The organism is Thermodesulfobacteriota bacterium (assembly GCA_040756475.1).
In the GTDB taxonomy this organism is placed as follows: domain Bacteria; phylum Desulfobacterota; class Deferrisomatia; order Deferrisomatales; family JACRMM01; genus JBFLZB01.
In genome coordinates, this window is the sequence record JBFLZB010000032.1 from 15,904 (window position 1) to 32,485 (window position 16,582).

13 protein-coding genes and 1 pseudogene are annotated in these 16,582 nt (G+C 70.8%); 2 read left to right on the forward strand and 12 right to left on the reverse strand.

What is annotated here, in order from left to right; genetic code table 11:
* Positions 1-116: 116 nt before the first annotated feature.
* Positions 117-989, forward strand: coding sequence for a DUF1858 domain-containing protein (locus AB1578_06820; GenBank protein ID MEW6487611.1), 873 nt, complete (start codon positions 117-119; stop codon positions 987-989).
* Here the strand turns inward: AB1578_06820 and AB1578_06825 are convergent.
* Positions 967-1,737 carry a dienelactone hydrolase family protein gene (locus tag AB1578_06825; protein MEW6487612.1) on the reverse strand — a complete coding sequence of 257 codons (771 nt, stop codon included), beginning with the start codon at positions 1,735-1,737 and terminating at the stop codon, positions 967-969. The genes AB1578_06820 and AB1578_06825 overlap by 23 nt on opposite strands.
* 124 nt (positions 1,738-1,861) lie before the next feature.
* Positions 1,862-2,392 (reverse strand): late competence development ComFB family protein, encoded by a 531-nt coding sequence (locus tag AB1578_06830; protein ID MEW6487613.1) that lies wholly within the window; start codon positions 2,390-2,392, stop codon positions 1,862-1,864.
* A gap of 159 nt (positions 2,393-2,551) precedes the next feature.
* On the opposite strand from AB1578_06830, the gene AB1578_06835 reads away from it, so the two are divergent.
* Positions 2,552-3,997: an RtcB family protein gene (locus AB1578_06835; protein ID MEW6487614.1), complete on the forward strand. Its 1,446-nt coding sequence runs from the start codon at positions 2,552-2,554 to the stop codon at positions 3,995-3,997.
* A gap of 172 nt (positions 3,998-4,169) precedes the next feature.
* Here the strand turns inward: AB1578_06835 and AB1578_06840 are convergent, their stop codons facing one another.
* The 10 genes and pseudogenes from AB1578_06840 to AB1578_06885 form a co-directional block, all read right to left on the reverse strand.
* The gene (locus AB1578_06840) at positions 4,170-5,753 is read right to left on the reverse strand and encodes a methyl-accepting chemotaxis protein (protein MEW6487615.1); all 1,584 of its coding nucleotides are present in this window, start codon (positions 5,751-5,753) and stop codon (positions 4,170-4,172) included.
* A 96-nt stretch (positions 5,754-5,849) separates the two neighbouring features.
* Positions 5,850-6,299 (reverse strand): rhodanese-like domain-containing protein, encoded by a 450-nt coding sequence (locus AB1578_06845; protein MEW6487616.1) that lies wholly within the window; start codon positions 6,297-6,299, stop codon positions 5,850-5,852.
* 502 nt (positions 6,300-6,801) lie between these two features.
* Complete coding sequence (locus AB1578_06850; GenBank protein ID MEW6487617.1) at positions 6,802-7,188, reverse strand: type II toxin-antitoxin system VapC family toxin; 387 nt, start codon at positions 7,186-7,188, stop codon at positions 6,802-6,804.
* Positions 7,185-7,415 carry a type II toxin-antitoxin system prevent-host-death family antitoxin gene (locus AB1578_06855; protein ID MEW6487618.1) on the reverse strand — a complete coding sequence of 77 codons (231 nt, stop codon included), beginning with the start codon at positions 7,413-7,415 and terminating at the stop codon, positions 7,185-7,187. Before AB1578_06855 ends, AB1578_06850 begins: the two co-directional genes overlap by 4 nt.
* Positions 7,416-7,745: 330 nt before the next feature.
* On the reverse strand, positions 7,746-9,140 hold the full coding sequence (locus AB1578_06860; GenBank protein ID MEW6487619.1) for a sigma-54 dependent transcriptional regulator: 1,395 nt from the start codon (positions 9,138-9,140) through the stop codon (positions 7,746-7,748).
* 3 nt (positions 9,141-9,143) lie between these two features.
* On the reverse strand, positions 9,144-9,401 hold the full coding sequence (locus AB1578_06865; GenBank protein ID MEW6487620.1) for an ATP-binding protein: 258 nt from the start codon (positions 9,399-9,401) through the stop codon (positions 9,144-9,146).
* A 251-nt stretch (positions 9,402-9,652) separates the two neighbouring features.
* A pseudogene (locus AB1578_06870) lies at positions 9,653-11,827 on the reverse strand (GAF domain-containing protein).
* A 427-nt stretch (positions 11,828-12,254) separates the two neighbouring features.
* Entirely contained in the window at positions 12,255-12,773 is a 519-nt protein-coding gene (locus tag AB1578_06875) for a universal stress protein (GenBank protein ID MEW6487621.1), read from the reverse strand.
* Between the two features lie 25 nt (positions 12,774-12,798).
* Positions 12,799-15,165, reverse strand: a complete 2,367-nt coding sequence (locus tag AB1578_06880; GenBank protein MEW6487622.1) for a TRAP transporter fused permease subunit — start codon at positions 15,163-15,165, stop codon at positions 12,799-12,801.
* A gap of 115 nt (positions 15,166-15,280) precedes the next feature.
* Entirely contained in the window at positions 15,281-16,270 is a 990-nt protein-coding gene (locus tag AB1578_06885) for a TAXI family TRAP transporter solute-binding subunit (GenBank protein ID MEW6487623.1), read from the reverse strand.
* Positions 16,271-16,582 lie beyond the last annotated feature (312 nt).

The window sequence follows — 16,582 nt, forward strand, 5'->3', positions numbered from 1 at the left end:
GCTCGGTTTACCGGTCCCCCGCTTTCCTTCTCCGGCGCTGACCCAGGTCAAGGCCGGCCTGCGCCGGCCCCGGTACCCTCCTCCCAGACTCCCACCCCAACCCAGGAGGTCGTACCGTGGACCGCTACACCAAGGGCTTCGTCGTCGCCTCTCTCGTCTACTTCGTGCTGGCTTCCCTGCTCGGCCTCTGGATGGGGCTCGGCACGGCGCCCTCGTGGGCCCGGTTCGCCCACGTGCACTTCAACCTGCTCGGTTTCATGGCCATGATGATCTACGGCGTGGGGTACTTCGTGCTCCCGCGCTTCAACGCCCGAGAGCTCAAGTGGCCCTTCCTCGTTCCCCTGCACTTCTGGGCGTCCAACGTGGGGCTGGTGGGGCTGGTGGCCACCTATCCCGAGATGCCTTCCACCGGGTTTGCGGCCTTCGGCGCGCTCTCGGCGGCGTCGGCGGTGCTCTTCGCGGTGAACATCGGGGCCACGGTGCTGGCGGCGGAAACGTCGACGGAGGGCGAAGAGGAAGCCCAGCCCGCCACTGCCCCCCAGGCCGCTCCCCCGGTGGGTCCCGACACCCGGGTGGGGGAGCTCCTGACCCGGTGGCCCGCAACGGCCGACGTCCTGGTGGCCCAGGGGCTGACGGCCCTCGCGGACCCGGCGCACCGGGAGCAGGTAAAGCAGCTCCCCGTGACCCTGGCCATGGCCTGCCAGCGCCACGGGCTCGACCTGGAGGCCGTGGTCGGGGCGGTGCGGGAGGTCACGGGGTCCGCCGGGGCCGGAGCTTCGGGCGGACCTGCCCCCATCCGGGCCGACCAGGTGCTGGGCGACATTCTCGCCGCGCACCCGGAGACGGAGGGGGTGTTCCGCAAGTACTACGGCTCGGGCTGCTTCTCGTGCCCCGGGCAGGCCACCGAGACCGTCAAGCAGAGCGCCATGATCCACAACGTGGACGTTAAGAAACTGCTGGAGGAGCTCAACCGGGCGGCGAAGTCCTGAGGTTCCCGAGCACGTCCGCCAGGAACCGGGCAAAGAGCGCCCAGGACTTTCGGTCGGCGTCTTCCCGGTGCCGGTCGCCGCCGAACACCGTGAAGGCGTGGGGCGCGCCGCCGTAGGTGACCATCTCGTGGGGGAGACCCGCGGCTTCCAGCTCGGCCGCGAGGCCCGCGAAGTGATCCAGGGTGACCGCCGTGTCGGCGGTGCCGTGGAGGACCAGGTACTGCCCCTTGGCCCGGGAGTAGTCTTGCCCCGCGGGGGTTTCGAGTCCCCCGTGGAAGCTCACGAAGCCCTTGAGGTCGGCCCCGGAGCGGGCCAGCTCCAGCACGGCCGCGCCGCCGAAGCAGTACCCCATGGCCACGGCGTTGCCGAGATCCGCCCCCCTGCCCTTCGCGGCGTCGAGGGCCCCCTTGAGGAGGGTGCGCAACTTCGCGCGGTCGGCATAGAGCTGGCCGGTGTGCCGGCGCCGGTCCTCCAGGGTGGCCGGCCGCACCCCGGCCCCGAAGAGGTCTGCGGCGAAGACGGCATACCCGAGCTCCGCCAGCATCTGAGAGCGCTTCACCTCGTAGTCTCCGAGCCCGTCCCAGTCGTGGATGAGGAGCACCAGGGGGGCCCCCGGCCGGGGAGCGACGTAGTACCCCTCGTAGGCCTTCCCCGCGACCTCGTAGGGGACGGTGTCGCCCTCCCCGGCGAGCAGGGGCGCAGCGAAAAGAAGGCTCGAGATGGCGACGGCGGCGGCAACAGAGCGCATGGGCGCCTCCCTCCCCCCCGGTGTCCCCAGTGGCGTGTGCCCGGGGAGGGTACCGGAGGGTCGGAGCGCACGCAAACCGGCCTCCCGGGGGGCCCCAAAGTTGCCGGCCGCCCCGCGTTCCCGGTCAGCCCGGCAGCTCGTAGTCCGACGCGAACCGGTGGAGCAGGGAGGCAATGTGCCGCAGCAGGGGCTCGCTGGCGTCCGCCCCCAGGGGACGGCGCTCCGGCAGGGGTTCGGGCCGCTCCCGGGCCCGGTGCAGGGCCACCGTCACCTGCTCGGCGACCAGGCTCCGCAGCTCGTGCCGGGCCCGCTCCCGTTGATACTGGGCACCCACGTCGGTCGTGGCGTAGAGGGGAGGCAGCCGGTTGAGGGCGCAGGCCAGCACATCCCCCCGGTCGACGCCCCCGCCCCCCTCGTCTGCCCAGCGGGCCTCGATCTCCTCGACCGCGAGCTCCTCCATGATGTTGCGGTAGGCGCGTCGCGTCTCGACCCGCACCCACCCGGCCTCGATGGCCGCGCGCAGCTCCACGAGCGCGCGGTAGTCCTCCTCCGGGAGCCCCTCGGAGAGCTCGATGAGGCGCGCGAGCTGCCCCTGGGCCGAGTGGGTCAGGCGTCCCCGGTCGCGGGCTTCCTGGACGACGCTGCGGATGGTCATGGCGGGCTCCTCCCTGGCAACGTGTTGCAGCATCGCCTAGGGGGATCGCCCGCTGGCCCGTAAAACTTGAGCCGGCGCGCGCTTCCCCCCCCCCGGGGGAGCCGGTAGACTGCTCCCGATCCCCCCCGCCGCACCCACAGCCCCGACCGGAGGACTCCCGTGGAAACCCATGTACACATCGAGAAGGTGGACGACTACCGCTGGCGCATCCCCCGGGAAGGCGCCATGCGCGTGCCCGGCCTCCTCTACGCCACCGAAACGATGATTCCCCAGATCCGCTCCGAGAAGGCCGCGGAGCAGGTGCGCAACGTCGCGACCCTGCCGGGGATTCTGGGCGCCAGCCTGGCCATGCCCGACGTGCACTGGGGGTACGGGTTCCCCATTGGGGGGGTGGCGGCCACCGACGCGGAGACGGGGGTGATCTCGCCGGGGGGAGTGGGCTACGACATCAACTGCGGGTGCCGGCTCCTCACCACCGAGCTGGAGCGGGCCGAGGTGGCCCCCCGCGTGCGGGAGCTCGCCGGGCTGCTCTTCAGCCGGGTTCCCTCGGGGGTGGGCTCCACCGGCCCCATCCGCCTGAACAAGAAGGAACAGAGAGAGGTCGTCACCCGCGGCGCGGCCTGGGCCGTGGAGGCGGGCTACGGCCGCCTCGAGGACCTGGAGGTGACCGAGGAGGGAGGGTGCCTGGCGGGCGCCGACCCGGCGGCGATCTCGGAGCGGGCCTACGAGCGGGGCTTCAACCAGGTGGGGACCCTGGGGTCGGGGAACCACTTCCTGGAGGTCCAGTACGTGGAGAGGGTCTTCGATCCGGAGGCCGCGGCGGCCTTCGGCCTGCGGGAGGGGCAGGTGACGGTGATGATCCACTCCGGGAGCCGGGGTTTCGGCTACCAGGTGTGCGACGACTACCTGAAGGTCATGGCCCGGGAGGTGGCCCGGTCCGGCATCGAGCTGCCCGACCGGCAGCTCGCCTGCGCCTACCTCTCGACCCCGGCCGCCCGGGAGTACCTGACCGCCATGGCCGGAGCCGCCAACTACGCCTGGGCCAACCGCCAGGCCCTGATGCACTGGGCCCGGGAGGCCTTCCAGGAGTTCTTCCGGGCCTCGCCCCGGGACCTGGGCCTTCGGCTCGTCTACGACGTGGCCCACAACATCGCCAAGCGGGAGCGCCACCGCGTGGAGGGGCAGGAGCGCTGGGTGATGGTGCACCGCAAGGGAGCCACCCGGGCCTTCGGGCCCGGGCGGCCCGAGGTTCCCCCCCGCTACCGGGCCGTGGGGCAGCCCGTGATGATCCCGGGCGACATGGGCCGGGCCTCCTACGTGCTGGCCGGCACCGAGCGGGCCATGGAAGAGACCTTCGGCTCCACCTGCCACGGGGCGGGCCGTCTGCTGTCGCGCCACGCAGCCCTCAAGAAGAAGCACGGGGCCCAGGTGCGCAGGGACCTGGAGGCCCAGGGCATCTGGGTCTTCTCCGCGGGCGTCAAGACCCTGGCCGAGGAGATGCCCGAGGCCTACAAGGACGTGGACGACGTGGTGGACGCGGTGGCCGGCGCGGGGATCTCCCGCCGGGTCGCGCGGCTGCGGCCCATGGGGGTGGTGAAGGGATGAGGCAGGCGACGCTCGCGGCCGGCGTCGCGGGGCTCCTGGTCCTCTTCGGGTGCTCGGACGGGCCGCACCGTGTGGGCCATGCGACAACGCGGCGCCGAGCTCACGGACGAGAAGGCGGAGCGGGTGGCCCGCTATCTCGCCCAGGTACGGGGACGATAAAGCCCGGCCCGGGTCAGGTCCGAAACTGCCCCACCAACTCGTCGAGCTGCCGGGCCGTATCGGCGAGGGCGTTCGCCGCCTGATCCGCTTCCGCGGCCCGCTGGGCGGTCTCCCCGGCCACGTCCCGGAGCCCTTCGACGTTGTGGTTGACCGACTGGGCCACGGCGCCCTGCTCCTGGGCAGCGCCCGCAATCTGCTCGTTCATCTGGGCGATCAGCCGCACGGCGGTGCCCATGGCCCCGAGCGAACTCCCGAGCCCCCCGGCGCGCCGGCGGGTATCCTCCGCGCTCGCCACGCTCTTGCCCATGGCTGCCAGGGCGCTCGCGAGCCCCCCCTGGAACCTCTCGATCATCCTCCCGATCTGCTCCGTGGACTGCCGGGTCCGCTCGGCGAGCTTTCGTACCTCGTCGGCCACCACCGCGAACCCCCGACCCTGCTCCCCGGCCCGGGCGGCCTCGATGGCGGCATTGAGCGCCAGCAGGTTCGTCTGGTCGGCCACGTCCCGGATCACCTCGAGCACCGCCCCGATTTCGTGCCCCACCGCCTCCAGGGCGCCCAGCGCCTGGGAGGACGCCTTGACTTCCGAGGCGAGCGCCTCGACGGCCGTCACCGTCTGCTCCACCGCGCCGAGGGCGCCGGCGGTCTCCCGGTCGGCCCGCTCCGCCTCCCGCGCGGCGCGCACCGTGCTCTCGGCCACCTGCTCCACCGTCGCCACCATCTCGGCGAGCGCCGTAGACATCTCCTGGGCGCCCTCCTCCTGGCGCCCCATCGTCTCGCGGGATTTTTGGGTGGAAGCGGCCAGTTGCTGGGCCGCCGCGGAGAGCTCACGGCTCACCACCCCGATGTGCCGCACCACGCCCTGGAACTGCTCGAGCATCCGGTTGAGGGCCGCCGAAGCCTGGCCCACCTCGTCGGCGCTGCCCGCGGCCAGCCGGCGCGTGAGGTCGGAGTCGGCCTGGATCCTGGAAACGACCGCCGTCATGGCATTCACGGGGATCGCGACGCCCCGGTAGAGAGCCCCGAATACCGCCAGGACCAGGGCGAGCCCGACCCCCAACCCGGTCGAGGCCATGACGACGGCCCGCCGCACCACCGGTCCGACCTGGGCCATCCTCTCGTGGGAGAGCTCGTTGAGGCGCTCGGCGAACCGCTCGCTCTCTCCAACCATCTTGCCCACCCGCACCACGGCCTGGACGTCGTTCATGTCCACGCGGGCCGTGGCGGCCAGAAACGCCGCCAGGGCCTCCTCGAGCGGCCCCCAGGTCGCAGCGATCGCCTCCGCCTCGGCGGGGTCCACGGCTCGAAGCCCCACGAGCGCCCTGCGAAAACCGTCGAACCCCGCCTGGAACGTGGCGATCATGTCGGGCTCGACCCCCAGCTCGCCCTCCTGGGAGAGCACCGCCTCGCTCATGCCCCGAAGCATCTGCTGCAGCGCGCCGGAACCGTCGAGAAGGTGCGTCGCCACTTCGTAGCTGGTGCCCACGCTGCGCATCGCCTGCCCCCCCACGACGGCGACGGCGGCCATGACGGCCACGATTCCGAGGCCGGCCCCGACCATCTTGGTCTTGATCCTGCGGTTGCGGAGGAATGCTCGCATCCGTTCACCTATCGGGGTCGTCGCCCCGGGCTGCGGCCGCTGCGCTTCGCGGACCGCCCCGGCCGGGATCGGTTCCATGGGGCCCTGGGCTGCCGCCTAGTTGAGGGGGTAGCCCGCCGCGGTCCACTCCGCCGTGCCGCCCCGGAACCACATGACGTTCGTGTAGCCGTCGCGAATCGAGAGGACGGCGGCCTTGTAGGACTTCCAGCCCGTCGGGCCGTCGCTGTAGAAGACCACCGCCGCGCCCTTGTCCGCCGGCAGCTGGGCGGCGTCGAGCCGGTCCAGCGAGGCGTCGAAGTCGGCGCTCAGGGCGCTCTTCTGGTCGTAGGGAAGCGCCACGGCGCCCGGGATGTGGCCGCGACCGTAGTTGACGGCCTTTCGCATGTCGAAGAAGTGGGCCTTGCCGACGAGGTCTTTGGCCTGGGCCGCCGTGAGGATCTTGCCCCCGGCCAGCTCTCTGGGTGTCTCCACGTCGGCCGCAAGGGCAGCCGTGCCCACAAGGAGCCCGATGGTCAGGGTGAGCGCAATTCCGCCAGACTTCTTCATCTTCATCCTCCGGGGGGCTGGGGGCCGGGAATCTCCCGTCCGAGGTTGCGTGGGGTCGGTTTGCTTGACGTCGGGAACGCGGTTTCGGTGCGCGCCAGTCGGCGTATCGACAACCCGGCGGGGATGCTTGAGGATATTTCTGCGCCTTTTGCATGGGGCGGGGCGCAGGGCCGGAGGCAGAGGGGGCGTGCCGGCCGCTCCGCGCCTCGGCCTGGACTTGGGGACTAGAGATTCTTGAGGACCGGAAATCTGGAACGATGGGACAAGTTTCGCTCCAGAAAAATGGCAGGTCCGCTTCGCTTGACCCACCGGTCCTCACGGACGAGGAGGCGGAGCGGATGGCCCGCTATCTCGCCCAGGTACGGGGACGATAAAGCCCGGCGCGGGTCAGGTCCGAAACTGCCCCACCAACCCGTCGAGCTGCCGGGCCGTATCGGCGGGGGAGCCAACGAGGGTTTCCAAGCGGGTTCGTGCGCCGCCTGCGGCCAGCAGATCGGCGAGGTCACCAGAGAGTGGATACGGAGAACGCCGAAAAGGCCGGATCGCGGGTGATCAGGGGCAGGGACTCGATCTCGCTCTGGGCAGCAAGCATCCGGTCGAAGGGATCGCGGTGAGCCGCCCCATGGCTTCCAGCCCGTAATCCGTGGGAATGCTCGGTCGGCAGGTGGTGGAATCCGTCTGCCGCCACCAACTCGGCAAACCGCGCGGCTGCCTGAGGCACCCCTTCGAGCTTGCCGATCCGGTGCTTGGTGGCGATCTCCCACGCGCTCGCCGCGCTGACGAAGATGTCGTTGGCCTCGTCCCCGATGGCCGCCCGTGCCGTCGCCGGTAGGCGAGGGTCGTCGGTAACCCGCCAGAGCCACACGTGGGTGTCGAGCAGAAACCTCATCTTCCCTCCCACGCGTCCAACTCCTCGTCGGGTAGGGGCTCGAAGAACGCATCCCCCAGCCTGCCCGGCAGGCGGCCCGGTCGCCGGTTGGCGTCTCTGGCAAGGGGCAACAGCCGCGCATAGGGCCTTCCTGCCTTGGCCAGGATGATCTCCTGTCCGGCATGGGCCTGCTCGAGCAGACGGGAGAAGTGGGTCTTCGCCTCGTGTACGTTGACCATGGTCGGCATGGCGTCCTCCACCGGGATATCGATGGACCAAGTGGCGGACCAAGGCCACCCGCCGCCCCCCGTCCGGTCAAGGCACCCGTTCGTCCTGGATCCACCGCCTGGGTGGCGAGCGGGGTCCGGGAGCCCTTGCGCTCCGCCCCGCAATCCGCGATGTTCGGAGGCGGCGTCTCCGAGGGAGCCGGTGCGCCGAGCCTCACCGGTTTCGGCCTCGCTGCCGCGGTTCTGTCGAGGCGGCACGGGGCTGCGCTCCAGGGCTCCCGAACCCCGCCCCAAGATTAGGAGTTGGTTCCTGGCCGTGAAGCCGCGTTCTTCCTCCCTTCGGCCCGCCCGTTACTCTCCCGCTTCCCCCTTGGCGGTCGCCTCCAGGCCCAGGCTCTCCAGGCGGTGGCGCAGGGTGCCCCGGGGGAGCCCCAGGAGGCGGGCGGCCTGGGAGACGTTGCCGGCCGCCCGGTCCAGGGCCTGGAGGATCAAGGACCGGGCGAACTCGGCCTCCACCTCCTCGAGGCGGCAGCCTTCGGGGGGGAGGGTCCAGCCGGAGGCGGCAGAAGGACGGGGGCCCCGCAGTTCGGGGGGCAGGTCCCGGGCCTCCACCGTCGGCCCTCGGCAGGTGATGGCGAGGCGCTCCATGAGGTTTCGCACCTCCCGCACGTTGCCCGGCCAGGGGTAGGCCTGGAGCACGCGGCGGGCGTCGGGGGAGAGCTCGGAGAGGGGCCTGTGGAACTTGCGGGAAAAGTGGTCCAGGAAGTGCTGGGCCAAGGGCAGGATGTCGTCTCGCCGCTCCCGCAGCGGGGGGATGTGGATGGGGAAGACGTTGAGGCGGTAGTAGAGGTCCTCCCGAAAGGTGCGCCCCACGATGGCGTCGCCCAGGTCCTGGTTGGTGGCGGCCACGACCCGCACGTCCACCTGCACCTCGCGCACGCCCCCCAGACGCCGGATCTTGCGCGTCTCGAGGAACCGCAGGAGCTTGGCCTGGAGGGGGAGGTCCATGTCGCCCACCTCGTCGAGGAAGACGGTGCCGCCGTCGGCGGCCTGGAGGAGTCCCTCCTTGGCCTTGCGCGCGTCGGTAAAGGCCCCGGGCTCGTGGCCGAAGAGCTCGCTCTCCAGGATCGGCCCCGGAATCGACGCGCAGTTGATCTCCAGGAAGGGCCCCCCTGCCCGCTCGGAGAGGCCGTGGATGAACCGGGCCACCACCTCCTTGCCGGTGCCGCTCTCCCCCGTGAGGAGCACGGTGGTGTCACCGTGCCGAGCCACGTCCCGGGCCTGGCCGAGAATGCCGGCCATGGCTGCGCTCTCGGCCACCACGGCCTGGCCGAATCCCCCGTCGCGCTCCTCCAGCACCCGCACCCGCCGGCGCAGCCGCTGGGTCTCCAGGGCCAGGCGCACGATGAGCTTGATGGCGTCGGCCTTGAAGGGCTTCTTGATGTAGTCGTAGGCGCCGAGCTTCAAGCTCTCCACGGCGCTCTCCACCGAGCCGTAGCCCGTGACCACGATGGCCAGGAGGTCCGGGTCCCGGGCCCGCAGCTCGCGGAGCACCTCGATGCCGTGGAGGTCCGGGAGGTTGAGGTCCAGGAGCACGAGATCCACCCCCTCCTTCTCCACGGCCCTGAGGGCCTCCCTGCCGGTCTCCACCCCGCGCACGGCGTAGCCCTCTTCCGCCAGGATGCGCTGGAGCTGGTCTCGCAGGAACGCCTCGTCGTCGACGATCAGGATGGACGCCGCGGTCATGGGTCAGCCTCGTGCTCCCTGGGGTGCCGCCCGGGGGGCGGGCTCGGCCTCGGCCGCCGCGGGCAGGCGCACGGAAAACGCCGCTCCGCCTCCGGACGGGGATTCCAGTGCGATGTGCCCCCCGTGGTCGGAGACGATGGTGTGGGCAATGGAGAGCCCCAGGCCCGTCCCGCCGGCCCGCAGGCTGTAAAAGGGCTCGAAGATGCGGTCGGCCTCGCCGGGGGGCACCCCCGGCCCGGTGTCCTCCACCCGCAGCTCCACCTCCCCACCCGTCCTCCGGGCAGAAACCCGCAGCTCCCCCCGTCGGGCATGGCCTGGAGGGCGTTCAGGTAGAGGTTCAGGAGCGCCTGCTTGAGCTTTTCGGGGTCACCGTCCACGGGGGGAAGGCCCGGCTCGGCATGCAGCACCACCCGCACCCCCTGGGTGCGGGCTTGCTTCTTGAGGAGGAAGAGGCTCTGCTCCAGAAGCTCCTCCACGGGGCAGGGGCGCCGCTCCATGCGGTCCACCCGGGCGTAGGCCAGGAGCTCCTGGACGATGCCCTCCAGCCGCTCGATCTCCTGGAGGGCCCGGGCCGCCAGGCTCCGGTCCTCCCCCGGCGGCAGGCGGTCGTGGAGGTCGTCGAGCAAGAGCGCAATTCCCGTGAGGGGATTTCGCACCTCGTGGGCCACCCCGGCGGCCATACGGCCCAGGGAAGCCAGCCGGTCCACCCGCTCCAGGGCGTGGCTCAGAGCCCGCTCCTCGGTCACGTCCCGGAACTGGAGGATGAGCCCCGGCCCCCCCTCCGCCTCGAACCGGCTGGGCACCCACGTAAAGGCCCGCCGGCCCCGGGGGGTGTCCACCTCGAACTCCTCGGGCCCCTGACCCTCCTGTCGGCCCGGAGCGCTGCCCTGGGCCGACAGCATCCCCACCACCCACCGGGCCAGGGCCCGGTCCACGCCGCACGCCTCCAGGTGCCTCCCCCGGGCCGCCGTTTCGTCGAGGCCCAGGGCGCGCTCGGCGTAGGGGTTGACGGTGAGCACCCGCCCGTCGGCGCCCAGGGTCACGAGCCCCGACGCCAGGGAATCCACCACGGCCTCGATGAAGGCCCGGGCCCGGTTGGCCTCCTCGTAGAGGCGGGCCCGCTCGATGGCCCGGGCGGCCTGCCCGGCCACAATCTGGAGGGCGCCGAGCCGGTGCTCGGGAATGGGGCGCCCCGTGACCGCGTTGTCGGCCCCCAGCACCCCCACCACCGCGTCGCGGCTCTTCATGGGCACGTACACGAAGCTCGAGGTCCCTCCGGCCTGCGCCAGCCGACGGTCCAGCGGCGAGAGGCCGGCGGCCGACGCCACGTCGGGCACGTGCACCGGCTCTCCGGTGCGCGCCACCCGCACCGGCACGCAGTCGTGCCGCGAGAGCTCGAAGGGCGTGGCGAGCACCCGCGCCTCGTCCGGGGGGGAGAACCCGTGCACCGCCGCGCAGCGCAGCTCCCGCCCCTGCCGCTCCAGAACGTACAGGAGCACCCGGTCGAACCCAAGCCCCTCCACGCAGGTGCGCACGATGATGCGAAGCAACTCCTCCCGGTCGAAGGTCGTGCCCAGGAACCGGCTGATGGACTGGATGTGGCTGAGCGTCGCGAGCTCTTCGCCCAGGCGCTCGGCGTACGCGTGGGCGTCGTCCCGGGAGCGCTGGAGCTCCCGGAGGCTCTCCCCGAGCCTTCCTTCCTTCTCCTCCAGGAGCTCCCCCATGCGGTTCAGCGCCCGGGCGAGGTCTCCCACCTCGTCCCGGGGATAGCGCGCCACCCGGGCCGAGAGGTCGCCCCCGGCGATGCGCCTCGCCATCCGGGCCATGGTGTGGACCGGTCCGGCGATGGCCCGGGAGAGCCCGAACGCCGCCCCCAGGATGGCGAGCCCCAGGCCCCATGCCAGCCACAGGGCCGTGCGAAGGGTGCCCCGCGAGGCCTCGGCGATCATCCGGCCCGTCTCCGCCGCCTCCCGGTGAAAGGCCTCGGTGAGGGCGCCGATGGTCACGCCCCCGAAGACCAGGGGAGACTCCCCGGGCCCCGGGCGCACGTAGATGGGCGCGTAGGCCATCACCTTGTCCACCCCCGCCACGTTGAAGGTGCGGGTCACCCCGGACCCGCCGGCCCGCACGGCCTGGGCCACCAGGGGATAGTTGGGGTGGACGAACCCCGCCTCGTCCAAGTTGAAGGGGATGCGCCCGGCTTCCACGTCCTCGGGGGTCGAGGCGGGGGAGTAGGCGGCCACCCAGCGTCCCTGGGCGTCGAGACCCGGGAGGTCCCAGAACTTGGGGTGGGTGATGATCCAGCCCCGGTCGTCGAAGAGGAAGGCATAATTGCCCGAGAGATAGCTCGGGAAGACGACCCGCTCCCGGCTCAGGGGAAGCACGTGCTGGGTGAACTCCATGAGGTGCCGGTGGTCCAGGGCCAGGGCCACCACCCCCTGGAGCTCGCCCGCTTCGCGCACCGCCAGGGCAAAGCGCACGTGACCCGCGTACTCGGCCCCTCCCACGGCCTCCTCGGGGGTGGCCGCCCCCGCCAGTTGCTCCGCCTTGCCCACATGGCGCCCCACCAGCCGGCCCACGTAGACGCCGCCGGGCTCGGCCGCCACCGCCTCGCCGAAGTAGGTCTCCACCCCGAAGGTGGTGCCCTCGGGCGCGGAGACGTTTCGCAGCTCCCGGTGGGGGGCCATCCAGTCCCGGTCGACCCGGAAGACCTCCGGCCCGTCCGGGGCGATCCAGGAGACCTCGGCGTAGATGGGGAGGCGGTGGTGGTACTCCTGCACTCCGCCCGCCGGATCGCGACGGCGGGTCCAGATCTCTCCCGTTCGGCTCTGGCAGAAGAAGAGGAAGGCCTGGGGATCCTTGGGCAGATCGGCGAGGATGCGCAGATCCTGGAGCCGCTCCTCCAGAAAGCGGGAGACCTGCTCCGCGAGCCCGAAGGCCTGGAGCTCCAGGGACTGCTTGGCCTTGGCGTCCAGCACCTCCACCGAGAGGTGCACCGCCTCTTCCCCCACGGCGGCGACGCGCCTGGCGGCATCCAGGCTCAGCCACAGTACCGGCGGAAGGCCCAGGGCGAGGAACGCCAGGAGGAGCCTGGGGAAGAGGGTGAGCCGCACGTCAGTCCGTCAGCGTCAGCTCCTGCTGGCCGTCGGGCACCTGCACCGTGAGCACCGGCACGGGGCACTTGCGCACGACCCGCTGGGCGGTGCTCCCCATGAGGGCGGCCAGGGCGGTGGACTCGGCGTGGGCTCCCATGATCACCAGGTCCGCACCGGTCTGCGCCACCTGGCGCAGGATCACGTCGGAGGGCCGGTGCCCCTCCGCGACGACGATCCCCTCCACCAGGTCCGAGCAGTCGGGCCTGCCCACCACCAGGGTGCAGAACTTCTGGATGCGCTTGCGCAGGCGGGCTTCCACGCCCTTTTCTTCCCGCTCCACCACCGCGTGGAGACTCCCCGCCCCCGCGTACCCCTCCACCAGGGCCTCCTGGCGGGGGGTCAGGGTCTCCACCACGTGGAGCACGGTGATCTTGGCCCCGAGCTTCTCGGCCAGGGCGTAGGCATACCGGAAGATGTAGGCCGCGTTGGGGCCCAGTTGGGTGCAGTACAGGATCTTCTGGATCTCGGGCAGCTTCACGGACTTCCTCCTGGGTGCTCCGGGGCTAGGCCGCGGCGGCCACGGCCTCCAGGCGGTTCTTTCGCTTCTGCCACCACCACAGAGCGGCCACCATGGCGATGCCGGTCGCGTCGGTCACGAGTCCCGGCGTGTAGCACAGAAACGTCGCCACAGCAAAGAAGATCCACTCGAGGAGGGTGGTCCGGCGTACCAGGTACCCCATGCTCAAGGCGGAAAAGGCCACGGTACCGACCGTTGCGCTGAAGAACGAGAAGCCGATGTCGTGGAGGGAGAAGAACTGGGGCGGCACGGCGTCCCAGTCCTTGAGCAGGATGGCAGGCGTGTACGCGAAGAGCAGCGGCACCACATACAGGAGCTTGGCGAACTTGAAGCTCGTCCAGCCGGTCTTCCAGGGGTCGGAGCCCGCGATGGCCGCCCCGGCGTAGGCCGCCACGCAAACCGGCGGCGTGATGTTGGAGTCCTGGCTGAACCAGTAGACGATCTGGTGGGCCGCGATCAGCATGACCCCCATCTCGCGCAGCGCGGGCACGGCCAGCACCGCCACGATCAGGTAGGCCGCCGTCACCGGCACCCCCATGCCCAGCACCAGGGATGCGAGGCAAATGAGGAAGATGGCGATCAGGAGATTTCCGTCCGCGAGCGAGATGATGATATCGGAGAACTTGAGCCCGATTCCCGTGAGCGCGATGGAGCCCACGATCATCCCGATGACCCCGACCGTGGCCCCGATGATCAGCGTATTGCGGGCTCCGGTGAGAATCGCCTCCCAGGTCTCCTTCGGCCCCATCTGGTTTTCTCGTCTCACCCAGCTGAGCAGGATGAAGGCGAAGGCGCAGGCCTGCGCCGACGCCTCCGGGTCGAAGCCCAGGGCCCAGAGTCCCAGCACAGCCGCGGCGGGGAAGACCCCGTACCAGAGCAGCCCCAGCCGGAGGGTCTTCGCCCGCAGCGTGATCACCAGGCACCCCAGGGTCGCCCAGTAGGCCGCAAAGCCCGGCGAGCGCCCCAGGAGCATGAGCACGATGATGGTCACCAGGGGCAGGGCCATGTACCACTCGTGCCGCAGGATGTCGCGGGCCTTGGGAAGATCCTCCGTGATCCCCTGGATGTTGTGTTTCTTCGCTTCGAAGTGGACCATCAAGAGCACGGACAGAAAGTACAGGAACGCCGGGAAGATGCTCATGAGCATGATGCTCACATAGGGGATGCCGGTGAGCTCGGCCATGAGGAACCCGCCGGCCCCCATGACCGGCGGCATGAACATGCCCCCGATGGACGCCGCCGGCTCGATGGCTCCGGCCACGTGGGGCCGGAAACCGGCGCGCTTCATCATGGGGATGGTAAAGGCGCCCGTGGCCACGGTGTTGGCGATGGCGCTGCCCGAGATGGAGCCGAAGAGCGCGGAGGCGATGACCGCCACCTTGGCTGGACCGCCGGCGCTGCGCCCCGCGATGGCCAGGGGCAGGTCGATGAAGAAGCGCCCGGCGCCCGACTTCTGGAGGAAGGCCCCGAAGAAGATGAAGAGGATCACGAAGGTAGCGAGCACGTCGGCCATCACGCCGAAGACGCCGTCCTGGGTCAGGTACAGGGCGTTGACGATGCGCTCGATCCGAAAGCCGCGGTGGGCGATGATCTCGGGCATGTAGGGTCCGTAGAGGCAGTACAGGACGAACCCGACCCCGATGAGCGTAATGGACCACCCCAGCACCCGGCGCGCCACCTCCACGGAGATGACGATGCCCACCAGGCTCACGTAGAAGTCGATGGGCCACTCGGCCCCCGCCCGGTAGGCCAGGGCCTCGAACTGGGTGATCCAGTAGAGCACGACCGCGGCGGAGGTCAGGCCGAAGAGGACGTCGGTGAGGCTCGGGGCGTCGGGAAAGCGGCGGTCGCACCAGAGATCCAGCACGTAGAGGGCGGCTGCCAGGGCCACCCCCACCGCCAGCACTCCCCCGAGCGACCCCAGCCCCCCCAGGCCGGCGGCCAGGCCGTCGTCCTGGAAGAGGCGCTTGACGGCCACGACCCGGTCGTCCAGGGCCTGCACGCTTCCGAACCACAGCCGCACGGACCCCGCAAACGACAGGCCGGTGCCCAGCACCAGACAAAGGACCGGGCGGAACCACCGGGAGCCCGCAGGGTACAGGAGGAAGACCAGGGCGTAGGTGATGAGCACGTACACCCCCCGGTGGAGCTCGGCGGCCACGGGCCGCACCCCGGAGGAGTAGAAGTAGAAGAGCACCATGGCCGCCATGAGCAGCGCCGCCACCCAGTGCCAGAGCCCCCGGACCTTCCGGACGCTCTTCTCCTCCTTCTCCAGGTACTTCTTGACCTTCTCGTTCTGGAGCTCGAGCTCTGCGCCGCCGGCCGCGGCCTCCCGAAACTGCTCCACCGACATGGCTGTGCTCCCCTCAGGGGTGGGAGGGCAAGCGGGGAAGGCCGCCCGCCCCGACACGGAAAAACGGGAGGGGGTTCAAACCCCCTCCCGTCGCGCCGAGGTCACGTCCGGCCCATCAGTCCTTGGCCTTGAGGGCGTCGGGAATCGCCTTGCCCCGCTCCCGCCAGTACCGGTCGGCGCCCTTGTGCAGGGGCAGCGGGATGCCGTCGAGGGCCGACTCCAGGCTCATCTCCGTGGCGGCCTTGTGGGCCTGCACCATGTACTCCAGCCCTTCGGGCGCGTACACGACCTTGAGTCCCTGGTAGACGCTTTCTGCGTCGACGTGGGCGCCCGTGCACCAGAGGGCGGAGTCCTTGAAGGACAACACCTCTGCATCCTGGCCCCGATAGGTACCGGCCGGGATCCGGGTCTCGGCGTAGAACGGAAACTTCTCGAAGAAGCCGGCCGCCTTGCCGGCGTCCACCAGGTTCAAGAGGGTAATGTCGTTGGTGGTGCTGGCCTCGATGATGGAGGCGTTGGGGTACCCCACCAGAACCCAGAAGGCGTCGATCTTCTTGTCGCCCAGGGCCGAAGCGGCCGCCGAGTACCCCAGGAACTGGGGCTCCATCTTGTCCCAGATCCCGATGGTCTCGAAGTACCGCTGGGCCGAGAGCGCCGCCCCGGAGCCCGCGTTGCCCACGGCCACCTTCTTGCCGGCGAGCTGCTTGGGGTCGGTGATCCCCGAGGCCTTCAGCGTCACGAGCTGCGCCGGAGCGCCGTAGAGGTACGACATGGGCCGAACCCGATCGTACTTCTTCGCATCCTGGGGAAGCTCCCCCTTGAGGCCGAGCCAGAGGTCGCCGGAGTAGACGATGCCAAAGTCCACGTCGCCGCTGTTGAGGCGGCGCAGGTTCTCGGCGGAGCCGCCCGTGTTCTCCGCAGAGACCTCCACGTCGGGGACGTTCTTCGACATCAGGATGGCGGTAGCGTTGGCGAAGTACATGAAGGTGCCGCCCACGGGGCCGCCCCCGTAAGCCAGCCGCTTCTTGGCGGCGGCCAGCATGGGGGTGAGGGCCAGCCCCACGGCGGCGGCCAAGGCCAGGGTCAGGATCCAGCGGTTCTTCATGGTGCTCTCCTTTCACGAACGAAGGTTGATGGAACAAAACCTAGCAGCGAGCCGGCAAAATAACGGGAACCCTCCGGGTGTCAAGTGTGGTCACAACACGCTGCGTCCCAAGCGTGAGCAAACGCCGTGCCAAAACGGCCCCCTGGGGCCGCTGCACCGCCCATTCGCGCCGGAGGGCAATCTCCGACCGAGCCAATGGGGAACGCACCGACCGGATTTGGGCAAGCGCCGGCCGGAGGCGGGGGGGGGGGGGGGGGGGGGGGGGGCGCGGCGGGGGGGGCCCCCCCCCCCCCCCCCGGGGGCCGGGGGGGG

Coding starts and splice junctions, on each gene's coding strand:
- AB1578_06825 (MEW6487612.1), bottom strand. CDS start 1,737: ATGCGCTCTGTTGCCGCCGCCGTCGCCATCTCGAGCCTTCTTTTCGCT.
- AB1578_06830 (MEW6487613.1), bottom strand. CDS start 2,392: ATGACCATCCGCAGCGTCGTCCAGGAAGCCCGCGACCGGGGACGCCTG.
- AB1578_06840 (MEW6487615.1), bottom strand. CDS start 5,753: ATGCGAGCATTCCTCCGCAACCGCAGGATCAAGACCAAGATGGTCGGG.
- AB1578_06845 (MEW6487616.1), bottom strand. CDS start 6,299: ATGAAGAAGTCTGGCGGAATTGCGCTCACCCTGACCATCGGGCTCCTT.
- AB1578_06850 (MEW6487617.1), bottom strand. CDS start 7,188: ATGAGGTTTCTGCTCGACACCCACGTGTGGCTCTGGCGGGTTACCGAC.
- AB1578_06855 (MEW6487618.1), bottom strand. CDS start 7,415: ATGCCGACCATGGTCAACGTACACGAGGCGAAGACCCACTTCTCCCGT.
- AB1578_06860 (MEW6487619.1), bottom strand. CDS start 9,140: ATGACCGCGGCGTCCATCCTGATCGTCGACGACGAGGCGTTCCTGCGA.
- AB1578_06880 (MEW6487622.1), bottom strand. CDS start 15,165: ATGTCGGTGGAGCAGTTTCGGGAGGCCGCGGCCGGCGGCGCAGAGCTC.
- AB1578_06885 (MEW6487623.1), bottom strand. CDS start 16,270: ATGAAGAACCGCTGGATCCTGACCCTGGCCTTGGCCGCCGCCGTGGGG.